At 72.1% G+C, this 15,776-nt stretch carries 16 protein-coding genes; 12 read left to right on the forward strand and 4 right to left on the reverse strand.

All coding sequences use genetic code 11. From position 1 onward, the window contains the following. The first annotated feature begins 29 nt into the window (after positions 1-29). Positions 30-911: an acyl-CoA thioesterase gene (locus tag ACWCXC_RS05115; protein ID WP_450685419.1), complete on the forward strand. Its 882-nt coding sequence runs from the start codon at positions 30-32 to the stop codon at positions 909-911. A 15-nt stretch (positions 912-926) separates the two neighbouring features. On the opposite strand, the gene ACWCXC_RS05120 is transcribed toward ACWCXC_RS05115, so the two are convergent. Further along, on the reverse strand, positions 927-1,115 hold the full coding sequence (locus ACWCXC_RS05120) for a DUF6011 domain-containing protein (protein ID WP_450685435.1): 189 nt from the start codon (positions 1,113-1,115) through the stop codon (positions 927-929). A gap of 114 nt (positions 1,116-1,229) precedes the next feature. On the opposite strand from ACWCXC_RS05120, the gene ACWCXC_RS05125 reads away from it, so the two are divergent. After that, positions 1,230-1,919 carry a hypothetical protein gene (locus tag ACWCXC_RS05125; protein WP_450680096.1) on the forward strand — a complete coding sequence of 230 codons (690 nt, stop codon included), beginning with the start codon at positions 1,230-1,232 and terminating at the stop codon, positions 1,917-1,919. A 181-nt stretch (positions 1,920-2,100) separates the two neighbouring features. Beyond that, entirely contained in the window at positions 2,101-3,867 is a 1,767-nt protein-coding gene (locus ACWCXC_RS05130) for a cation:proton antiporter (protein WP_450680095.1), read from the forward strand. 88 nt (positions 3,868-3,955) lie between these two features. On the opposite strand, the gene ACWCXC_RS05135 is transcribed toward ACWCXC_RS05130, so the two are convergent. Continuing rightward, positions 3,956-4,396: a DUF7144 family membrane protein gene (locus tag ACWCXC_RS05135; RefSeq protein ID WP_450680094.1), complete on the reverse strand. Its 441-nt coding sequence runs from the start codon at positions 4,394-4,396 to the stop codon at positions 3,956-3,958. A 247-nt stretch (positions 4,397-4,643) separates the two neighbouring features. Between ACWCXC_RS05135 and ACWCXC_RS05140 the strand changes: the two genes are divergently transcribed. Together ACWCXC_RS05140 and ACWCXC_RS05145 are read left to right on the forward strand one after the other, a co-directional pair. After that, positions 4,644-5,183, forward strand: a complete 540-nt coding sequence (locus ACWCXC_RS05140; RefSeq protein ID WP_450680093.1) for an N-acetyltransferase family protein — start codon at positions 4,644-4,646, stop codon at positions 5,181-5,183. Between the two features lie 63 nt (positions 5,184-5,246). Next, positions 5,247-5,735, forward strand: a complete 489-nt coding sequence (locus ACWCXC_RS05145; protein ID WP_450680092.1) for a glutathione peroxidase — start codon at positions 5,247-5,249, stop codon at positions 5,733-5,735. A 59-nt stretch (positions 5,736-5,794) separates the two neighbouring features. Here the strand turns inward: ACWCXC_RS05145 and ACWCXC_RS05150 are convergent, their stop codons facing one another. After that, positions 5,795-7,021, reverse strand: coding sequence for an acyl-CoA dehydrogenase family protein (locus ACWCXC_RS05150; RefSeq protein ID WP_450680091.1), 1,227 nt, complete (start codon positions 7,019-7,021; stop codon positions 5,795-5,797). A 170-nt stretch (positions 7,022-7,191) separates the two neighbouring features. Here ACWCXC_RS05150 and ACWCXC_RS05155 point away from each other — a divergent pair, with 170 nt between their 5' ends. Beyond that, positions 7,192-7,842 carry a TetR family transcriptional regulator gene (locus ACWCXC_RS05155; RefSeq protein ID WP_450680090.1) on the forward strand — a complete coding sequence of 217 codons (651 nt, stop codon included), beginning with the start codon at positions 7,192-7,194 and terminating at the stop codon, positions 7,840-7,842. Positions 7,843-7,860: 18 nt separating this feature from the next. On the opposite strand, the gene def is transcribed toward ACWCXC_RS05155, so the two are convergent. After that, the gene (def, locus tag ACWCXC_RS05160; protein ID WP_450886697.1) at positions 7,861-8,415 is read right to left on the reverse strand and encodes a peptide deformylase; all 555 of its coding nucleotides are present in this window, start codon (positions 8,413-8,415) and stop codon (positions 7,861-7,863) included. 340 nt (positions 8,416-8,755) lie between these two features. On the opposite strand from def, the gene ACWCXC_RS05165 reads away from it, so the two are divergent. The 6 genes from ACWCXC_RS05165 to ACWCXC_RS05190 all read left to right on the forward strand — a co-directional run bounded on the left by ACWCXC_RS05165 (position 8,756) and on the right by ACWCXC_RS05190 (position 15,686). After that, positions 8,756-9,994, forward strand: coding sequence for a MurT ligase domain-containing protein (locus ACWCXC_RS05165; protein ID WP_450680088.1), 1,239 nt, complete (start codon positions 8,756-8,758; stop codon positions 9,992-9,994). Between the two features lie 28 nt (positions 9,995-10,022). Then, a complete protein-coding gene (locus ACWCXC_RS05170) occupies positions 10,023-10,751 on the forward strand; it encodes a type 1 glutamine amidotransferase (protein WP_450680087.1) in 729 nt (242 codons plus the stop codon). Between the two features lie 143 nt (positions 10,752-10,894). Beyond that, complete coding sequence (locus tag ACWCXC_RS05175; protein ID WP_450680086.1) at positions 10,895-11,920, forward strand: 6-phosphofructokinase; 1,026 nt, start codon at positions 10,895-10,897, stop codon at positions 11,918-11,920. A gap of 118 nt (positions 11,921-12,038) precedes the next feature. Beyond that, positions 12,039-12,992 (forward strand): cytochrome c oxidase assembly protein, encoded by a 954-nt coding sequence (locus ACWCXC_RS05180; protein ID WP_450680085.1) that lies wholly within the window; start codon positions 12,039-12,041, stop codon positions 12,990-12,992. Positions 12,993-13,057: 65 nt separating this feature from the next. Beyond that, complete coding sequence (locus ACWCXC_RS05185; RefSeq protein WP_383637312.1) at positions 13,058-13,216, forward strand: hypothetical protein; 159 nt, start codon at positions 13,058-13,060, stop codon at positions 13,214-13,216. A 925-nt stretch (positions 13,217-14,141) separates the two neighbouring features. After that, positions 14,142-15,686: an endo-1,4-beta-xylanase gene (locus tag ACWCXC_RS05190; protein ID WP_450680084.1), complete on the forward strand. Its 1,545-nt coding sequence runs from the start codon at positions 14,142-14,144 to the stop codon at positions 15,684-15,686. The last annotated feature ends 90 nt before the right edge of the window (positions 15,687-15,776 follow it).

Here is a 15,776-nt window from a genome sequence, read left to right on the forward strand (position 1 = left end):
GCGCCGCTGCGAGAGTGGAGAAGAACCGCATGACGAACCCCGCCGAGCGCCTGGTCGATCTGCTCGACCTGGAGCGGATCGAGGTCAACATCTTCCGCGGCCGGAGCCCCGAGGAGTCCCTCCAGCGGGTCTTCGGCGGGCAGGTGGCGGGCCAGGCGCTGGTGGCGGCGGGCCGCACCACGGACGGGGAGCGTCCGGTGCACTCGCTGCACGCCTACTTCCTGCGTCCCGGCCGCCCCGGCGTGCCCATCGTCTACGAGGTCGAGCGGGTCAGGGACGGCCGCTCGTTCACCACCCGCCGGGTGACGGCGGTCCAGCAGGGCCGGACGATCTTCAACCTCACGGCGTCGTTCCACCGCCCGGAGGAGGCCGGTTTCGAGCACCAGTTGCCGCCCGCCCGTGAGGTGCCCGATCCGGAGACCCTGCCGACGGTCGCCGACGAGGTGCGGGAGCATCTGGGCGGTCTGCCGGAGGCGCTGGAGCGGATGGCGCGCCGTCAGCCCTTCGACATCCGCTACGCCGACCGGCTGCGCTGGACGCGCGAGGAGGTCGAGGGAGCCGATCCGCGCAGTGCCGTGTGGATGCGCGCGGTGGGTCCGCTCGGTGACGATCCGCTGGTGCACACCTGCGCGCTGACGTACGCGAGCGACATGACGCTGCTGGACGCGGTGCGCATTCCGGTGGAGCCTCTGTGGGGGCCGCGCGGGTTCGACATGGCCTCTCTGGACCACGCGATGTGGTTCCACAGGCCGTTCCGGGCCGACGAATGGTTCCTGTACGACCAGGAGTCGCCCGTGGCGACGGGCGGCCGGGGTCTGGCGCGTGGCCGGATCTACGACCGTGAGGGCCGTCTGCTGGTGTCCGTGGTGCAGGAGGGACTGTTCAGGAGGCTGGAACCGAAAGCCCTCTGAGCGGTCTCGGGCGGTTCAGACGCCCGGCAGCGGGTCCTGGTCGACCTCGTGGCGGCGGGTGCGGATGTCGGGCGGCGCCGGGTGCAGTTTGGCGTCGCAGGACGGTCCGAGGCCGGTGCGGCGGGAGGCGGCGCCGGTGAGCGGGCGCCCGCAGAGGCGGCAGCGCACGGTGCGGCGGCCGGGGGCTTCTGCCGTGCCGGGCAGCTGCCCGTCGGCGGGCGCGTCGTGAGGACGGTGTTCGGGGGACTCCACGCGCCGATCCTTCCAGGCCACGCCTTAGGATGCGACCTCCGAAGCCCGCACGACCGAGGAGCCTTCGTGGCGCACACCCTGAAAGTGATGGCCCTGCCCCGGCCCGCCAAGCGGCGGCCCGAGGTTCTTCCCGGGGTGGCGGAGGGCTTCGTCCACGTCGTCGTCGACCCGTCCCAGGGCCTGTTCCATGTGGTCGCGTATCTGGAACGCGAACTGCCCGCCGAGGGCATACCGGGGTATCTCAAGGCGCGCAAGGAGGGTGCCCGTTCCTTCGTGCTGTGGGCCGAACCGGAGCGCCGCACCCGGCTGGCCACCGTCGTGACCACGTCGGCGCGCGGCGGGGTGGCGCAGTACCAGGTGTGGGGCGGGCAGGGCGAACTGCTCGGCACCGTCGTCCGCGAGAAGGCGCTCTCCGGAAAGGGGCTGCGCACGCGCTGGACGGTCACCGGGGCGGGCTGCCCGGAGGCGGTCGGGTACAAGGGGCGGATCTTCTGGTGGTGGATGTGGTGGCCGCTGTTCCCGCTGTGGGTGCTCATCGCGGTGGGGAGCCTGTTCTCCGGCGGCGGTGACGTGCCGCGCGGGCCCCGGCGCATCATCTGGCGGGCGGGCGGCGAGACGCCGCTGGAGTACCACTCCGACGACATCGTCGTCGTCCACTCCCCCACGGTCGACCGGCGGCTCGCGGCGGCGCTCTCGGCGCTGGTCCGCTCCTTCGACAGCTGGCTGGGCACGCCCTGGGACGACAGGAAGGACTGACGCCCCCGGCCTCCCCGCCCCCTCGCCGTTAGCCCATTGGACGGATACCGCGGTCCGCGGCCCCCGGTGGGCGCGTGCCTGACCGGCGCGACCGCGCGCCCCCGCGGAAGGTGGTCCCGGCGGTGGTCCGGGGCCGCGATCCGCCCCGGCGCCGGAGGTCATCGGCGAAGGAGGCACGGTCATGACGGCCGATCAGATGCTCGTGGGGCTGGGACTGATCGTGGTGCTCGCGGTCGGCTCGCAGGTGCTGGCGAGCCGGCTGCGCGTTCCGGCCCTGCTCGTCCTGCTGCCCGTGGGTTTCGCCGCGGGGGCGCTCACCGAGACCGTGGACCCGGACCGGCTGCTGGGCGGCGCGTTCTCCCCGCTGGTCTCCCTGGCGGTGGCGGTGATCCTCTACGACGCCGGGCTCGGCCTGGAGCTGGAGCGGCTGAAGGGGCACACCCGCCGCGTCGTGGTCCGGCTGCTGTGGATCGGGACGACGCTCACCATGGTCTCGGCCGCGCTGTCGGCCGTACCGCTCCTGGACATGTCGGCGGAGGCGGCCGTGATGCTCGCGACGATTCTGGTGGTGTCCGGGCCGACCGTCGTGGGACCGCTGCTCGGCTTCGTCCGGCCCACCGAGCGGCTCCAGCGCGTCCTGGTCTGGGAGGGCTCGCTCATCGATCCGGTGGGCGGCATCCTGGGCGCGCTCGTCTTCCACGCCGTCCTGGCGGGCGAGCGGCCCGGCTTCGGCCACCAGGTCGGCGAATTCGTCGCCAGTACGGCGGTGGGGGCGGCCGGCGGGGCCGTCGGCGCCGCCGTGCTCTGGCTGCTGCTGCGCCGCGTGCGGCTGAGCGAGGAGCTGGGCACCTCGGTGCAGCTCGCCGCCGTGATCGGCATGGCGACCCTGTGCAACGCGCTGCGCGACGACACCGGGCTGATCTCCGCCGTGGTGATGGGGATGGCCATGGCCAACCTGCCGGGTCTGAACCTGCCCGCGCGCCGGCCGTTCTTCGAGACCCTGGTCTCGCTGATCATCGGGCTGCTGTTCGTCTCCATCTCGGCCACCGTCACACCGGCGTCGCTGCGCCACGTGGTGCTGCCGTCACTGGCCCTGGTGGCCGTGCTGGTCCTGGTGACGCGGCCGCTGGTGGCGCAGTTGGCCACGCTCGGGACCGATATGCCGCGCGGCGAGCGGTGGTTCATCGGCTGGATGGCCCCGCGCGGCATCGTCGCGGCGGCCACGGCCTCCACGTTCTCGGGGGAGCTGATCGACAAGGGCGTCGGCGGCGCCCAGCGGATCCTGCCCGCCACCTTCGTCGTCATCGTCGCCACGGTGATGCTGTACGGGCTGACGGCGTTCCCGGTGGCGCGGCGGCTGGGGGTGCTGCGCCCTGCCCGGTCCCGGCCGCTGGTGGTGGGCGGAGCGCCGTGGGTGGTGGACCTGGCGTGCGCGCTGCGCGCGGCGGGGCTGGACGTGCTGATGTGGGCGGGGGCCGCCGCGGAACGGGCCCGGATCGAGCAGGCCGGGCTGACGCTGGCGCCCGGCGGACTGCTCGCCTCGGCCACCGGCGCCGGTGCGGAGTTGGAGGGGATCAGCGGGGTCCTGCTGCTGACCGGCGAGGACGATTTCAACGCGCTGGCCGCGATGACGCTGCGCGAGAGCGTGGACGGCCCGGTGCACCGGCTTCTGGCGCCCGCCCCGGGCCGCGGGGTGATCGCCCCGTACACGGGCGGGGAGGCGCTGTTCGGCGGCGGGCTCAGCGGCCCCGAGCTGGCCCGGGGTTACGCGGCGGGCGCCCGGGTGTCGGTGCGGCCGTCCGGAGCGCTCCCGGACGGCCACCGGCTGCTCTTCGTGGTGCGGCCGGACGGCCGGCTGCTTCCGGTGACCGATGCGGGGACGCCCGACGTGGGCGCCGACGACCAGGTGGTGGTGCTCGGCCCGCCCACGGCCGTGCGTCCGGGCTGAACGGCGCGGCCCGGTGCCGGAAGCGCCGGGCCGCGATGATCGGAGGAAGCGGGCGCAACCGGGTGGGCCCGGGTGCGCCCGGGGTGGGTCAGGCGGTCCGCTTCTTCCACGGGTCGGCGCAGAGCGCCCAGATGATGAAGACGTCCACGGCGATGAGCACGATCGACCACAGCGGGTAGTAGGGCAGCCACAGGAAGTTCGCCAACGCTCCGAGGCCGGCGAGGACGATGCCCGTCACGCGCGCCCAGGCCGCCCCGGTGAACAGGGCGCACCCGGCGAGCACGATGACGATGCCGAGCACGAGGTGGATCCAGCCCCAGCCGGTCAGGTTGAACTCGAAGACGTAATTGCGGGTGGCGACGAAGACGTCGTCCTTGGCGATGGCGGAGATCCCCTGGAGGAGCGCCATCGCGCCGCCGAAAATCATCAGGACGGCGGCGAAGGCGGTCCAGCCCGTGCGGAACGGGTGGGAGCCGCCGGGTTCGGGGTCGTGCGTCGCGCGCGGTGCGGTGGTACTGCTGCCGGCCATGTCGGCCTCCTCGGGTCGCGGGAACGTGCGGCGGACCGGGAGGACCCGCCGGGCGTCTCCGGTTCCAGCGTGGCACGGCTGCGGGGACCCGGCAGTTCGGGCGGGGGCGCGTCAAGGGCTCGGAGGGGCGCGGATAGGGTCCCGGATGTGCGCGAGCGCCGGGCCGGATCCGACGGGCCGGGCCGCCGCACGCCGGCGGCCTTCCGCGCGCCGGTGAACATCGCACCGTGAAAGGCAGGGCCCCGCCATGACCGAGATCGTCCAGGTCTCCGCCCCCGAACTGGTCACCTACGCCGATGAGCTCGGGGCCCTGCTGGTGGAGACCGTCGAGGCAGGGGCCTCCGTGGGCTTCCTGGCGCCGCTGGGGCGGGAGGCGGCCGCGCGGTGGTGGCGGGAGCGCGCGGGCGCGGTGGAGTCCGGGGACCAGCGGGTCTGGATCGCGCGGGACGGGGAGCGGGTCGCGGGGACGGTGGGCCTCGCGCCGGCGCGGCTGCCCAACGGCGTCCACCGGGCGGAGGTCTGCAAGCTCATGGTGCGCCCCTCGATGCGGGGGCGGGGGCTGGGCCGGGCGCTGCTGGACGCGGTGGAGCGGGCGGCGGCCGAGGACGGCAGGACGCTGCTGGTGCTGGACACGGAGAGCGGCTCCCCGGCGGAACGGCTGTATCGCTCGGGCGGCTGGACGGAGTGCGGTTCCGTCCCCGGGTACGCGGCCGACACCTCGGGCGCGCTGAAACCGACGACCCTCTTCTACAAGGAGATCGGCCGAAACGGCACGGCGGTCCGGTAGCCGGCTCTGTGCCGTTCCGGCCGGGCGCGACAATGGCGGGAAGACACCGACGAGGAGAGATCCATGACGCTGCACGACATCCCGCTCCACACCCTCACGGGCGAGCCGACGACGCTGGGCGCCTATCGCGGCCGGGCCGTCCTGCTGGTGAACGTCGCCTCCAAGTGCGGGCTGACCCCGCAGTACGCCGGTCTCGAACGGCTTCAGCAGACGTACGCGGACCGGGGCTTCACGGTGCTCGGCGTGCCGTGCAACCAGTTCGCGGGCCAGGAGCCGGGAAGTTCGGAGGAGATCCGGACATTCTGCTCGACCACGTACGGGGTGACCTTTCCCCTGCTGGCGAAGACCGAGGTCAACGGCGCGGGGCGTCACCCGCTGTACGCGGAACTCACCCGTCTGGAGGACGCGGACGGCCAGGCCGGCGATGTCCAGTGGAACTTCGAGAAGTTCCTCATCTCGCCCGAGGGCGAGGCAGTCGCCCGGATCCGCCCGCGCACGGAGCCCGAGGACCCGGAGCTCGTCGCGGCCATCGAGGCCCAGTTGCCCGCCTGACGACCAACGACGGCCCCCGTCCTTGGCGGACGGGGGCCGTGCCGTGCGCCGGGCGCGGGTCAGCGGATGGGCATCCCCGACAGGGTGCGGGCGATCACCAGGCGCTGGATCTCGCTGGTGCCCTCGAAGATCGTGTAGATCGCGGCGTCGCGGTGCATCCGCTCCACCGGGTATTCGCGGGTGAAGCCGTTGCCGCCGAGGATCTGGACGGCCTGGGCGGTGACCTTCTTCGCGGTCTCGCTCGCGAAGAGCTTCGACATGGAGCCCTCGGCGGACTCGAAGGGCTTGCCGGTCGTCGCCATCCAGGAGGCCCGCCAGACCAGCAGCCGGGCCGCGTCGATCTGCGTGCGCATGTCGGCGAGCTGGAAGGCGACGCCCTGGTTGTCGATGATCGGGCGGCCGAACTGGGTCCGCGTCTTCGCGTAGTCCAGCGCGACCTCGTACGCGGCGCGGGCGGTGCCCACGGCCATGGCGCCGACGGCCGGGCGGGATGCCTCGAAGGTGGCCATGGCGGCGTTCTTCACGCGCTCGCCACCGGTGGCGGCGCGCTCACGGGCACGGGCGAGACGCTGATCCAGCTTCTCCTTGCCGCCGAGCAGGCAGTGGCCGGGCACCCGCACGTCCTCCAGGACGACCTCGGCGGTGTGCGAGGCGCGGATGCCGTGCTTCTTGAACTTCTGGCCCTGGGAGAGGCCCGGGGTGTTCGGCGGCACGATGAAGGAGGCGTGCCCCTTGGACCCCAGCTCGGGGTCGACGACCGCGACCACCACATGGACGTTGGCGATGCCGCCGTTGGTCGCCCAGGTCTTGGTGCCGTTGAGGACCCACTCGTCCTTGGCCTGGTCGTAGACCGCCCGGGTGCGCATGGAGGCGACGTCCGAGCCGGCGTCGGGCTCGGAGGAGCAGAAGGCGGCGACCTTCACGTCGTCGGCGTCGCCGTACATCTGCGGGATCCAGGTGCCGATCTGCTCCTCGGTGCCGTTGGCGAGGACGCCCACGGCCGCCAGGCCCGTACCGACGATGGAGAGGGCGATTCCGGCGTCGCCCCAGAACAGTTCCTCCATGGCCATGGGGATGCCGAGGCCCGTCGGGTCGAAGAACTGCTGGGCGTAGAAGTCGAGGGAGTAGATTCCGACCTTGGCCGCCTCCTGGATGACCGGCCAGGGCGTTTCCTCACGCTCGTCCCACTCCGAGGCCGCCGGACGGATCACGTCCGCGGCGAAGCCGTGCAGCCAGTCGCGGACCTCCTTCTGGTCGTCGTTGAGTTCGAGCGTGAACTCGGCCATGTTCCCCTCCACGTACTGCCGTGAAAACCGATCGTTACTTGCGGTAACAACAGTCTGTTACCGGCAAGTAGCCTCTGTCAACCGCCCGGCCCGCGATCCGCGCACCGCTGGGCAGGGTGTTACGTTGCGCAGGCACGACGAACAGCACGGTCAGGGGTGGGAGAGACGGTATGGAGACCACACGACAGGCCGAGCGACAGCGGACCGCGGCCGAGCGCCGCCGCCGCGAACTGCTCGAAGCCGCCGACCGCGTGGTGCTCAGGGACGGCCCCGGAGCCTCGATGAACGCCATCGCGGCCGAGGCCGGGATCACCAAGCCCATCCTCTACCGGCACTTCGGCGACAAGGGCGGCCTCTACCGCGCCCTGGCCAAGCGCCACACCGACGGACTGCTCATCGCGCTGCGCGCCGCGCTGGACGCCCCGGCCTCCCGCCGCGAGAGGGTCGAGTCCACGCTCGACACCTACCTCGCCGCGATCGAGGCCAGACCCCAGGTCTACCGGTTCCTGATGCACCCCTCCGACGACGCGGCGCCCGCCTCGGAACAGGGCTTCGACGTGGGACGGCACTCGGCACCGCTGCTGCGGCGGCTGGGCGAGGAACTGGCCCTGGTCATCGCGGAGCGCGTGGACCTCGGCCCGGACAGCCAGGCGATGGCCCGGATCTGGGGGCACGGCATCGTTGGCATGATGCACGCCGCCGGCGACTGGTGGCTCGGCGAACGCCCCTGCTCGCGCGAGCAGTTGGTCCGGAGCCTGGCCGATCTGCTCTGGGGCAGGCTGGCCGAGGCGGGCGACCGCCCCGGCGGTCCCGGATTCTGAGCCCCGCCCCGCGCCCGGTCAGCGGGCGCGGCCCCACGGTGCCCGGCGGGCCGCGCGCAGCGCCCGCGCCCGGCGCAGACCGGTGAGGCGGTCGGTGTAGACCGTGCCGTCGAGGTGGTCGCACTCGTGCTGCAGGCAGCGTGCGAAGAAACCGGTCCCGGCGATCCGCACCGGCTCCCCCCGGACGTCGACCCCCTCGACGACCGCGTGGTCGAAGCGCGGGGTGCCCGCCTCGATGCCCGGAAGCGAGAGGCAGCCTTCCGGTCCCCGCACGGTCACCCCGTCCGCCTCGACCAGCACCGGATTGACCACGTGCCCGAGATGGCGCACGTCCTCGTCGTCGGGGCAGTCGAAGACGAAGACCCGGAGCCCCACCCCGACCTGGTTGGCGGCGAGGCCCACGCCCTGTGCCGCGTACATGGTCGCGAACATGTCCTCGACCAGCCGGGCGAGTTCGGGGCCGAAGTCCGTCACGGGCTCGCAGACGGCATGGAGCACCGGGTCGCCGAACAGGCTCATGGCCCGGACGGCGCCGGAACTGCCGGGGATGGGGCGCTTGCGCATGGCCGTCATCGTACGTTCCGGGGCTCGGGGCGCCCGCGGGGGTCCGGGCGCCGGGTCCACCCGCCGGCGGCGGCCGCGCCGGCCGGACCGGGCCGCCGCGGGCGGGGCGCGCGCCGGAGCTTGTGGTCCGGTGGCGGCCACACCGTTCCCGGGGCGCGATTGCCGCCGGGTGGCACCACTCGTCGCTTACTCTGCTCTGACCTGGATCTTTACCGGACGAGGGGGTTCAGGGCCGGGTCCGGACCGGGCGGCGCGCGGGGGCACGGAATTCGGTGCGGTGCCGCCGTGCCGCACTCGCACTGGACATCGATAGGCTGGGTGCGGACCGATGCAAGGAGGATCTAGGACGATGGCAGGCAACACGGAGCCGTTGTCGCCGCGGGCCAAGCTGGCCGTGACGGCGGGCAAGGCCGCTGCGGCGGTGTCGCGGGCGGCCGGTCGGGGCAGCGGATCGGTGATCGGCGGCCGGGTGGCGCTCAAGCTCGACCCCGACCTGCTCGGGCGGCTGGCGCAGCACCTGGATGTGGTCCTCGTGTCGGCGACGAACGGCAAGACGACGACCACGCGGCTGATCGCCGAGGCGCTGCGGGCCGCGGGCCCGGTGGTGTCCAACGCCCTGGGCGCCAACATGCCGGCGGGCATCACCTCGGCCCTGGCCGGCGGCTCGGACGCGCAGTACGGCGTGATCGAGGTCGACGAGAAGTACCTCGCCGGCGTGGCCCGGGACACGACTCCCAAGGTGATCGCGCTGCTGAACCTCTCCCGCGACCAGCTGGACCGGGCCGCCGAGACCCGGATGCTGGCCGAGAAGTGGCGGGAGGGTCTGTCCGGTTCCAAGGCGGTGATCGTCGCCAACGCGGACGACCCGCTGATCGTCTGGGCGGCCTCCTCCTCGCCCAACGTGGTCTGGGTCGCGGCCGGCCAGGCGTGGAAGGACGACGCCTGGTCCTGCCCCTCGTGCGGCGGTGTCATGCAGCGCCCCGGCGACGACTGGTTCTGCGGCGCGTGCGGATTCCGCCGGCCGCCGCCGAGCTGGGTGCTGCACGGCGACCACGTCCTGGACCCGCACGGTTCGGCCTGGCCCATCCACCTGCAGCTGCCCGGCCGGGCGAACAAGGCGAACGCCACCAGTTCCGCCGCCGTGGCCGCCGTCTTCGGTGTGCCGCCGCAGGTCGCCCTGGAGCGGATGTACCAGGTGCAGGCCGTGGCCGGCCGCTACGACGTGGTGAGCTTCCTCGGCCGTGAGCTGAGGCTGCTGCTGGCGAAGAACCCGGCGGGCTGGCTGGAGACGTTCTCCCTGATCGATCCGCCGCCCACCCCGGTGATCCTCTCCGTCAACGCCCGGGGCGCCGACGGTACGGACACCTCGTGGCTGTGGGACGTGGACTACACCCAGCTCGCGGGCCACCCGATCTTCGTGCTGGGCGACCGCAAGCTGGACCTGGCGGTCCGGCTGGAGGTCGCGAATCTGACCTTCCGGGTCTGCGAGAACCTCGACGAGGCCGTCCAGCAGGCACCGCCGGGACGCATCGAGGTCATCGCCAACTACACCGCCTTCCAGGATCTGCGCCGTCGTGTCGGCAACTGACCCCGGCCGCACGCGGAGAGGACGAAGCATGAGCAACAACAGCCTGCGCCTGGTGTGGGTCTACCCGGACCTGCTGAGCACCTACGGCGACCAGGGCAACGCCCTCGTGGTCGAGCGCCGGGCCCGGCAGCGCGGCCTCGACGTGTCGCGCGTCGACGTGCGCAGCGACCAGCCGGTCCCCACGTCCGGCGACATCTATCTGATCGGCGGCGGCGAGGACCGTCCGCAGCGGCTGGCGGCGGAGCGGCTGCGCCGCGACGGCGGACTCAGCCGGGCCGCGGCCAACGGCGCGATCATCTTCTCGGTCTGCGCCGGTTACCAGATCCTCGGCCACGAGTTCATCAACGACCTCGGTGAACGCGAGCAGGGGCTCGGGCTGCTCGACGTGGTCTCCACCCGGGGCGAGGGCGCGCGGTGCGTCGGGGACGTACTCGCGGACATCGACCCGCACCTGGGCCTGCCGCCGCTGACCGGGTTCGAGAACCACCAGGGCGTCACCCATCTCGGGCCGACGGCACGGCCGTTCGCCCAGGTCCGGTTCGGCCGGGGCAACGGCACGGGCGACGGCACCGAGGGCGCGTACAACGACACCGTCTTCGGTACGTACATGCACGGTCCGGTGATGGCGCGCAACCCGCTCATCGCGGACCTGCTGCTGAAGCTGGCGCTCGATGTGAACGCGCTCCCGCCGACCGACGACCGGTGGTACGAGGCGCTGCGCGCCGAGCGGATCGCCGCCGCCACACAGCCCGCCTGATGAGGCACTTTTCGCTCAGCTGAGCGGAGTCCAGCAGGCGGACGCCCGGTTCGGTCCCGCCACCCTGCGCCGGTAGGGTGGCGGGGATCCAACCGGACGACGTGGTCCGGTCGTCGGCCCACGTTGCAAAGGTTTCCCGGGCAATGCGAATTGGTGTGCTCACCTCCGGCGGCGACTGCCCCGGCCTCAATGCCGTCATCCGTTCCGTCGTCCACCGTGCTGTGGTCGACCACGGCGACGAGGTCATCGGCTTCCACGACGGCTGGCGGGGCCTCCTCGAATGCGACTACCGCAAGCTCGACCTGGACGCGGTCGGCGGCATCCTGGCCCGCGGCGGCACGATCCTCGGCTCCTCCCGGGTCCAGCCCGCGCATCTGCGCGGCGGTGTCGAGACGGCCCGGGGCCACGTCGCCGACCTCGGCCTCGACGCGATCATCCCGATCGGCGGCGAGGGCACGCTGAAGGCAGCCAATCTGCTGTCGGAGGCGGGCCTGCCGATCGTGGGCGTGCCGAAGACGATCGACAATGACATCGCGTCCACGGACGTGACCTTCGGTTTCGACACCGCGGTGGGCGTGGCCACCGAGGCGCTGGACCGGCTGAAGACCACCGCCGAATCGCACCAGCGCGTCATGATCGTCGAGGTCATGGGCCGGCACACCGGCTGGATAGCACTGCACTCGGGCATGGCGGCCGGTGCGCACGCCATCGTCGTCCCCGAGCGCCCCTTCGACATCGAGGAGCTGACCGAGCTGGTCGGCCGGCGCTTCTCGGCCGGCAAGAAGTTCGCGATCGTCGTGGTCGCGGAGGGCGCGAAGCCCCGCGAGGGCTCCATGGAGTTCCAGTCCGGCGTGACGGACGTCTACGGGCACGAGCGGTTCGCCGGGGTGGCCACCCAGCTCTCCGTCGAGCTGGAGCAGCGTCTCGGCAAGGAGGCGCGCCCGGTGATCCTGGGCCATGTGCAGCGCGGCGGCACCCCCACCGCGTACGACCGGGTCCTCGCGACCCGCTTCGGCTGGCACGCGGTGGAGGCGGCGCACCGCGGCGAGTTCGGCATGATGACGGCGCTGCGCGGCACGGACATCACGATGGTGCCGCTCGCCACCGCCGTGGAGACCCTGAAGACGGTCCCCGCCGCGCGCTACTCCGAGGCCGAGTGCGTGCTCTGAGTGACGCCACGCCCCGAGACCGCCCCCGGCCGCGAACGCGGCCGGGGGCGGTTCTACTCTGGTCGGGACAACCGGCACGAAACGGGGACGTCCGGACGCCCCCATCGGGAGTGAACAGATGGATCACAGCGGGCACGGCATGAACATGGATCTGCCGCCGTTCACGCTGGGGCGCGGACTCCAGTTCTCCGCGGACCCGTTCTTCCTGATCGGTTGCGTCCTCGCGGTGGCCCTGTACGGGTACGCGGTGGTGCGGCTGCGCAGACGCGGGGACGCGTGGCCGGTCAACCGGACCGTGTTCTTCGTCATCGGGGTGCTGACCGTCGCGCTGGTGACGTGCACCGGACTGAACGACTACGGCATGGTCATGTTCAGCGTGCACATGGTGCAGCACATGGTGATCAGCATGCTGTCGCCGATCCTGCTGCTGCTGGGCGCGCCCGTGACGCTCGCGCTGCGCGCCCTGCCGGTCGCGGGGCGCCGCGGGGGCACGGGTCCGCGCGAGCTGCTCCTGAAGCTGCTGCACAGCCGGTACATGAAGGTGATCACGCATCCGGTGTTCACCATCCCGCTCTTCATCGCCAGCCTGTACGCGCTCTACTTCACCCCTCTCTTCGACTATCTGATGGGGTCGACGGTCGGGCACATCGCGATGATGGTGCACTTCCTGGCGGTGGGGCTGGTCTTCTTCTGGCCGATCATGGGCATCGACCCGGGCCCGCACCGGCCGGGTTACCTGATGCGGATGCTGGAGCTCTTCGCCGGGATGCCGTTCCACGCCTTCTTCGGGATCGCGCTGATGATGGCGAGCGAGCCCATGGTGGAGGCGTACGAGAACCCCCCGGCCTCGCTCGGCATCGACGTCCTGTCCGACCAGAACGCGGCGGGCGGCATCGCCTGGGCGTTCAGCGAGATCCCGTCCGTGCTGGTGCTGGTGGCCCTGGTGTTCCAGTGGTACCGCTCGGAACAGCGGACGGCGAAGCGTTCGGACCGTGCGGCGGACCGGGACGGCGACCAGGAACTCCAGGCCTACAACGCGTATCTCGCCTCCTTGCAGACCCGCGGACGGTAGCGGCGGAGGCGCCTTCGGGGTGACGATGGCATCCACGGCCGCGCAGGACCGAGGAGGGTGTGCGCATGTCGGGATCCACGAAGACCATGGGAGTACTCACCGTGGGGGCCCTGGTGGCGGTCACCGCGTACACGGTCGCCCTGGGCAGCAACGGCTGGCTGTGGTTCGGCTGGGTGGTGCTCGGGCTGATCACCATGGGGATGGCCGCGACCCGCGAGACGTAGGCCGGCGGGGCGGGAACGCTCGCCCGCGAGGCGTCCGGACGGCCGGCCCGGGACACGACGGCGCCCGCCCGGCGGGAACCGCGTCCGCCCACGCGGTGACGGGGACCGACCAAACGCCGTTCGATACCGGCGAGGTGAAGTCGGGGCAAACGGTGACCTTCACGGCGCCGTCGCGGCCGGGCGCGTATCCGTACATCTGCACCACCGATCCGACGGATGCATGACACACCCACCGCCCCCCGGGACAGTCGGGGGAGCGCTTTCCCGCGTCGGCCCGCCGCATCGGCGCAAGCGCTGTCCGGGCACCCGGCGCGGCCTCCGGGCCTCCATGGCGGCAGCATCATCGCCTCACGCTCCGTATACAGGTATAAACCACGCGCAACACAGCCGGACGACCCCTCCGATCACCGACCACAGCTCGCCCTTCGGCTCGCATCCAGGCGATTTCGAGACACGGGACGGAAAACGGCAGGTGGCACCTCACGCGGTCACGTCCGGGGCGTCGCGCGTACGGCGTGACGGAAGGTAGCCAACCACTGCCCTGCGGCCGGACGCCCGAGGGGGCCGCGGAGGCGCTCCACGCGGGCCCCGGCACACCCGTCGGACGCGGTCCGGGCGGCGTGCCGGGCAGCCCCGCCAGGCGACTCCGAAGGCCGGCCGCTCCGGCGGATCATGTGCCTGTGGCAGACGCCGGGGGGCCGACCGTTCGAGGTGTGGCCGAGTTAACGCGGCTGTAAGGCAGTTGTGATTTAAGTCTTGACAGGTGCCCATCACCACGCCACCTTGGGAGCGCTCCCACAATCAAGACTTGCACACTTCACTCCCCTCCCTTCTCCCCCAACACCGGGCGGCGGAAGGGGCGTTACGAGGCGCTGCCGCGCTCCCCGTGATGCTCCGTGCTGCCCGGCCGAGGAAGGCGTTTGTCATGAGCTTGGTGAACCGCCGCCGACGCGGCCGCGCCGTGGGGCTCCCGGCCCTTCTGGCCGGAGCCCTCGCCCTCGCCACCACCCTGGCGGGCGGCCCCGCGACCGCCGCGCAGCAGAGCACATTGCATGAACTCGCCGCCGCCCAGGGCAAGTACTTCGGTTCCGCCACCGACAATCCGGAGCTGCCGGACGCCGCGTACGCGGCCACCCTGGGGTCCGAGTTCGGCCAGATCACCCCCGGCAACTCCATGAAGTGGGACACGACCGAACCGGCCCGGGGCCAGTTCAACTTCGCCAAGGGCGATGTGATCACCGACTTCGCGCGGCAGCACGGCCAGACCGTGCGCGGCCACACCCTCGTCTGGCACAGCCAGCTTCCCGGCTGGGTCGGCGCGCTGCCGTCGAACCAGGTGGAGACGGCGATGACGGACCACATCACCGCCGAGGCCACGCACTACCGGGGCGCGGTGAACGCCTGGGACGTGGTGAACGAGCCGTTCAACGAGGACGGCACGTACCGCACGAGCCCCTTCTACACCGCCCTGGGCAGCGACTACATCGCCACCGCCCTGCGCGCCGCGCACGCCGCGGACCCGGACGCCAAGCTGTATCTCAACGACTACAACATCGAGGGGCTCGGCGCGAAGAGCGACGCCATGTACGCCCTGGCCAAGAAGCTGCTGGCCGACGGTGTGCCGCTGGACGGGATCGGCATGCAGGCGCATCTGGCCGTCCAGTACGGCTTCCCGTACCAGATGCGGGCCAACATGGAGCGGTTCGCCGCCCTCGGTCTCGATGTGGCGGTCACCGAGCTCGATGTCCGGATGCAGTTGCCCGCCGATGCCACGAAGCTCGCCTCGCAGTCCTCGTACTACGCGCAGGTCGTCGACGCCTGCCTGGCCGTGGCGCGCTGTGTCGGCATCACCGTCTGGGACTACACCGACAAGTACTCCTGGGTGCCGGACACGTTCCCCGGCGAGGGCGCGGCCAACCTGTACGACGAGAACCTTCGGCCGAAGCCGGCGCTCACCGCGGTGCGCGCCGCGCTCGGCGCGGACGACGGCGGCGAGGGCCCCGGGGAACCCGGTGAGCCCGGCACGCTGAAGGCGCTGTACCGCAGCAACGACTCCTCGGCGAAGGACAACCAGATCAAGCCCGGCCTCCAACTCGTGAACACCGGCGGCACGGCGGTCTCCCTCTCCCAGGTGACGGTCCGCTACTGGTTCAGCTCCGAGAGCGGCGCCGCCACGTACAGCACGTGGTGCGACTGGTCGCCCCTCGGCTGCGGCACCGTGACCCACCGGGTGGCCGCCGCCGGCACCCCGAAGGCCGGCGCGGACCACTACCTGGAGGTCGGCTTCGGCAGCGGATCACTCGCTCCCGGCGCCTCCACCGGCGAGATCCAGCTGCGTCTGAACAAGACGGACTGGTCGAACTTCGACGAGAACGACGACTACAGCCACTCCACCGGCACCACCTACGCGGACGCCGACAAGGTCGCCGTCTACGTCGGCGGCGAGCTGGTCTGGGGCATCGAGCCCTGACCGCCGGGCCGCTTCGGCCCGCACCGCTCCCCCGTACTCCTGCTCCGCTCAGCTTCCCCGCTCCACCGCCGCGCGTTCCGCGCACCCCCC

The sequence above is a fragment of the Streptomyces sp. NPDC001515 genome (assembly GCF_053597115.1).

What these genes read in the sequence shown, in the direction of transcription:
- ACWCXC_RS05115 (WP_450685419.1), top strand. Translation starts at nt 30, where the DNA reads ATGACGAACCCCGCCGAGCGCCTGGTCGATCTGCTCGACCTGGAGCGG.
- ACWCXC_RS05130 (WP_450680095.1), top strand. Translation starts at nt 2,101, where the DNA reads ATGACGGCCGATCAGATGCTCGTGGGGCTGGGACTGATCGTGGTGCTC.
- ACWCXC_RS05135 (WP_450680094.1), bottom strand. Translation starts at nt 4,396, where the DNA reads ATGGCCGGCAGCAGTACCACCGCACCGCGCGCGACGCACGACCCCGAA.
- ACWCXC_RS05140 (WP_450680093.1), top strand. Translation starts at nt 4,644, where the DNA reads ATGACCGAGATCGTCCAGGTCTCCGCCCCCGAACTGGTCACCTACGCC.
- ACWCXC_RS05145 (WP_450680092.1), top strand. Translation starts at nt 5,247, where the DNA reads ATGACGCTGCACGACATCCCGCTCCACACCCTCACGGGCGAGCCGACG.
- ACWCXC_RS05150 (WP_450680091.1), bottom strand. Translation starts at nt 7,021, where the DNA reads ATGGCCGAGTTCACGCTCGAACTCAACGACGACCAGAAGGAGGTCCGC.
- ACWCXC_RS05155 (WP_450680090.1), top strand. Translation starts at nt 7,192, where the DNA reads ATGGAGACCACACGACAGGCCGAGCGACAGCGGACCGCGGCCGAGCGC.
- def (WP_450886697.1), bottom strand. Translation starts at nt 8,415, where the DNA reads ATGACGGCCATGCGCAAGCGCCCCATCCCCGGCAGTTCCGGCGCCGTC.
- ACWCXC_RS05165 (WP_450680088.1), top strand. Translation starts at nt 8,756, where the DNA reads ATGGCAGGCAACACGGAGCCGTTGTCGCCGCGGGCCAAGCTGGCCGTG.
- ACWCXC_RS05170 (WP_450680087.1), top strand. Translation starts at nt 10,023, where the DNA reads ATGAGCAACAACAGCCTGCGCCTGGTGTGGGTCTACCCGGACCTGCTG.
- ACWCXC_RS05175 (WP_450680086.1), top strand. Translation starts at nt 10,895, where the DNA reads ATGCGAATTGGTGTGCTCACCTCCGGCGGCGACTGCCCCGGCCTCAAT.
- ACWCXC_RS05180 (WP_450680085.1), top strand. Translation starts at nt 12,039, where the DNA reads ATGGATCACAGCGGGCACGGCATGAACATGGATCTGCCGCCGTTCACG.
- ACWCXC_RS05185 (WP_383637312.1), top strand. Translation starts at nt 13,058, where the DNA reads ATGTCGGGATCCACGAAGACCATGGGAGTACTCACCGTGGGGGCCCTG.
- ACWCXC_RS05190 (WP_450680084.1), top strand. Translation starts at nt 14,142, where the DNA reads ATGAGCTTGGTGAACCGCCGCCGACGCGGCCGCGCCGTGGGGCTCCCG.